Source organism: Bradyrhizobium sp. Mp27 (assembly GCF_029953005.1).
GTDB classification, from domain to species: Bacteria; Pseudomonadota; Alphaproteobacteria; order Rhizobiales; family Xanthobacteraceae; genus Bradyrhizobium; species Bradyrhizobium barranii.
On record NZ_JASAUS010000344.1, the window covers coordinates 1 to 3,572 of the forward strand.

4 protein-coding genes and 1 pseudogene are annotated in these 3,572 nt (G+C 53.7%); 2 read left to right on the forward strand and 3 right to left on the reverse strand.

Annotated features, from left to right (window positions below; all coding sequences use genetic code 11):
• Positions 1-1,132 (reverse strand): annotated as a pseudogene (locus QJT78_RS49460) (hypothetical protein); the annotation flags it as partial.
• A gap of 345 nt (positions 1,133-1,477) precedes the next feature.
• On the opposite strand from QJT78_RS49460, the gene QJT78_RS49465 reads away from it, so the two are divergent.
• Positions 1,478-1,777: a hypothetical protein gene (locus tag QJT78_RS49465; RefSeq protein WP_208089721.1), complete on the forward strand. Its 300-nt coding sequence runs from the start codon at positions 1,478-1,480 to the stop codon at positions 1,775-1,777.
• An 87-nt stretch (positions 1,778-1,864) separates the two neighbouring features.
• Here the strand turns inward: QJT78_RS49465 and QJT78_RS49470 are convergent, their stop codons facing one another.
• Positions 1,865-2,185, reverse strand: a complete 321-nt coding sequence (locus tag QJT78_RS49470; protein WP_281460800.1) for a cytochrome c — start codon at positions 2,183-2,185, stop codon at positions 1,865-1,867.
• A gap of 113 nt (positions 2,186-2,298) precedes the next feature.
• On the reverse strand, positions 2,299-2,835 hold the full coding sequence (locus QJT78_RS49475) for a site-specific integrase (RefSeq protein WP_281460801.1): 537 nt from the start codon (positions 2,833-2,835) through the stop codon (positions 2,299-2,301).
• Between QJT78_RS49475 and QJT78_RS49480 the strand changes: the two genes are divergently transcribed.
• Entirely contained in the window at positions 2,822-3,175 is a 354-nt protein-coding gene (locus tag QJT78_RS49480) for a hypothetical protein (protein ID WP_281460802.1), read from the forward strand. The two genes, QJT78_RS49475 and QJT78_RS49480, sit on opposite strands and share 14 nt — an antisense overlap.
• Positions 3,176-3,572: the final 397 nt, after the last annotated feature.

Here is a 3,572-nt window from a genome sequence, read left to right on the forward strand (position 1 = left end):
AGCAACCGTCGAGGCCCTCCGGCAGTTCTGGATGCCTATACGCTTCAAGCGCGGTGCGTAGGCCGTCCGCACCAAGTCCGTGGCTCCGTGGGCCTCTCGTACCGTTTACGGTCTTTCCTGTTCCTTTCGGGCTCTTGATGAGAGTGAGACCGTCATTGATGCGATTCAGCGTCAGGTACTTGCTCGAGGTGATCGCGATGTTTGCGTCGGTCAATCCCTCGTGGATCGGGTCTTCGTTGACAAAAAGGTCCTTCAACGGTCCGAGATCGTGGTGCTTGTCGAAGTACGCTTTCACTTCGCGGACGCGTTTGTCGAAGTCGAAGAAATCGTAAGACGGAATTGTTGTACCTTCGAGCCAGAACGTCTGTGCGCAGGTCGAGCAATGCAATCCCCTTGTGCCTGTGCGCGATTTGAGGACGAACGCGCTTGCGTGCTCATCATGATGAAAGGGGCAACATACCGCTGTACCGAAATCGATCTGTGAGAACGGTAACGTCTTGCCATATCCTGTTTTTATGGAGAGTTCTGCGGCAACGGTGAGTTTGGAAACTGAGCTGGCGGTTACAGCCGAACCCTTCGTGTCGCTGTGATCGGTATCCAGCCCTTGCTTGATGAGTTCGTCCAGAAGGGCTGCGTCGATGCCACGGTCAAAGATTTGCGGATTGGAGCCGCGTGAGCCGTAGAAGATGCGAGCCGCATCTGTTGCGCCTCGATCACCATTGAGCCGCAAAGTCAGGCTTCGGGATGCCGCGACCATTTCATCCCTAGAATCGATTGTTCGCGGCAGCGCGAAGATGAGACGAAAGCGGTGCTGCTCGTTAGTGTGGCTTGGAGTGGTGTAGAAGATCGTCAGGAAGCGCTCGACGATCGGATCGCACATCATCTCATCGATGCGGCGCGTTCCGTCGATATCAACGGAGATGATGTCCGAGCAGAGGAAATTCGCCGATTTTCGGAGCCCATCGAGTTGGCAGCAGTACGCGATCCCCTTGTTGATCGAGTCCGCGAGCTGCTTCGGGGTCAACGACCTGTTGATCCAGCCCTCAGCAAACAAGGATTTATCGTTGCCCTCGTTCTTGTTGATGAGTTTCCGATTGATGGAAAGCTTGAGTTTTCGCGTAAGGACGGACATGCGCGGTCATCGTGCCACGGAGGCACGGATTCGACCACGGGACCGATGTGCCCTGGTACCGCGAGAAGTGGTGATAACAGGGAGGGTATTTTGATGGTTGTATATAAATCGGGGTGTTATCACCTCACGGGAGGTAAAATAGTAGGGATAAGAGAGGTAAAATAGTAGGGAAAGGAAGCTGCCACGCGTTGAGTGGATGCCGATACTTATGCCCCCGAACGGTCCGCCGCAGGCGGACTGTCTGCCACTAGGCGGACATGTCCAACGCCGCCAGTGCCGACCTCTGAACGTCATACAAGCATAAATAGGTCATACAGCGTCATTGCCAAAAAGGAGAACAACAAAATGCATGACCTAGCAGCAACAAATCTCAGTCGCTCCCTCGGCATCTTGAAAAAAGCCGAGAAAACAAAACCAAGATCACCTGACTTGATTGGCACGATCAAAATCGAGGAACACACCCTCAAGACGCTCGTGGACCATTACAAGGAAAGCGGCAGCCTGACCGCCAATCTCGCGGGATGGGTTTATGCAGACAAGCAGGGTAAGCGGATCACGGTTGAGCTGTCACCGCGATACCAAAAGCGCGCTACCGTACAAGAATTCGACTTAGACGACTTTCTTGGCGAATCCACACTCCAATAGACCGCTGCCGCGTTAGACCAGTTCAACGATCTTCTTTTGCGCGTGGTATCGGCGCCGTCTTGCATGAAGGGGAGTAGCGCTCGCCTTTTATTGCTGCTTCAGGCTCAGGATATATGCGATCACGTCATTTGAGTCGGCTGGAGCAAGGATGAGATTGGGCATATTCTTGCGGCTTGAATGAAGAAACGCATTCAAAGCGATCCCTGTGGTCGACGGGAGGTTAGCGATGCTCTGGAAGCTCGGGGGATCAGCCTTGTCGGGGATAGTCATCGGCAGAACGTGGTGACATGAGCTGCATAGCTTTGTCGCGATTTCACGCCCGCGCAATGGATTGCCCTCAAGGGGCTGAGCGAGAGCGGAAAAGTGTGCCCCTGATACCAGTGCAGCAACGACGTAGGGAAACATCATCCAACGCATCGTGATCACCGTAAGCAGTTGTGTCGGAAAACTGCGCTCACGAGTGCACCATGTCAAATGGTGATATTTGCGGGAAGCCACCACCAAAAGTGACAAAAATATCCCTATACGAGATCGACAATCTTCCGCTGAGCGTGGCTATCGGCTTCTATGTATCGTTGGGTCGTTGATAGCGTGGAATGCCCAGCCAACATCTGGACATCGCGTAGCGAGCCGCCGACTGTCGATATCCTTCTTGCCGCATTCGTAATGAAGGTCCGTCTCCCGCTATGACTGGAACAGCCGGAATAGCTCATCTCTCTGAACCATCTCGCGAACATAATCACGATGGCATGAGCGCTGGTCACAGCCGCTCTCTCGGTCGTGATAACGTGGTCAGATGGACGACTGGAAATGGGATTCGACCTCAGCGCCACCAGTGCATCTAGGAGATCTCGATTGATCGGAATTACCCTGCCGGACCTTCCCTTACTGGCTATGTCCGGCAGATGGATGGACGACCCGATCTGACCCGTTGCATCCGAGACCATCCCCCAGGTCAGTGATGCGATCTCCTTGGCACGGAGACCTGCCTTGACGGACAGTAGAACTATGACCCGATTTCGGACTGGATACCGGGTGCCGGCGATGTATCCCAGCAACCCGTCAATCTGTGCCTTGGACAGAGTCTTAGCACCTGCGGGCAGCGTTAGTGGTCAAGGTGTTGATCTTAAAAAGCTGATGACGGCTTCGTTTCATTTTTCACCCGATGCGCAGCCAGGTTTAGAGATGGTCGACGTGCTCACCAACGCGATTAGAAGGGCATTGATGGGAAATCTTCAGCCGTCTGGTTACCAGAAGATTCGATCGTTAATGGTACATCGGTCGTCGCACTACATAAATCTCATAAAGCTGCAGGACCAGCAGCGAGATAGCCAGCCGAAGCCTTACATGGCTGTACTGAACTCCTTCATGGCTGGCGGAAAATCGTTGCTTATATGAGCACGAGTGTTTCGAGCAAGTGTGGCGGCAGGACCGGTGATAGAATTGATATTCCATCATCAGTCTGACCTGATTCGAGGGTGCTGATGGAGAGTGAGCATGGCAAGCTTACGAGCGCGAAATGGCAAGTGGCAGGTTCAAGTGCGCAGGTTAGGGCATTCTTCCAGAACGCAGACATTCTACCTGAAGTCTGACGCGCAACGTTGGGCTCGACTTATGGAAATCGAGCTTGACCGCACGCTGCTTCCAAACGATGTGCGCCAATTGAATAAGATTACGATTGCTGACGAGCTATGGCGGAATCTGGGTGATGACGGTGTGAGGAAGGCGGCGTATCGAGGCGGGTGACGAGCCTGCCAGAACCTCTCGAGGAGAGCGATACGCCATGACCGAGACT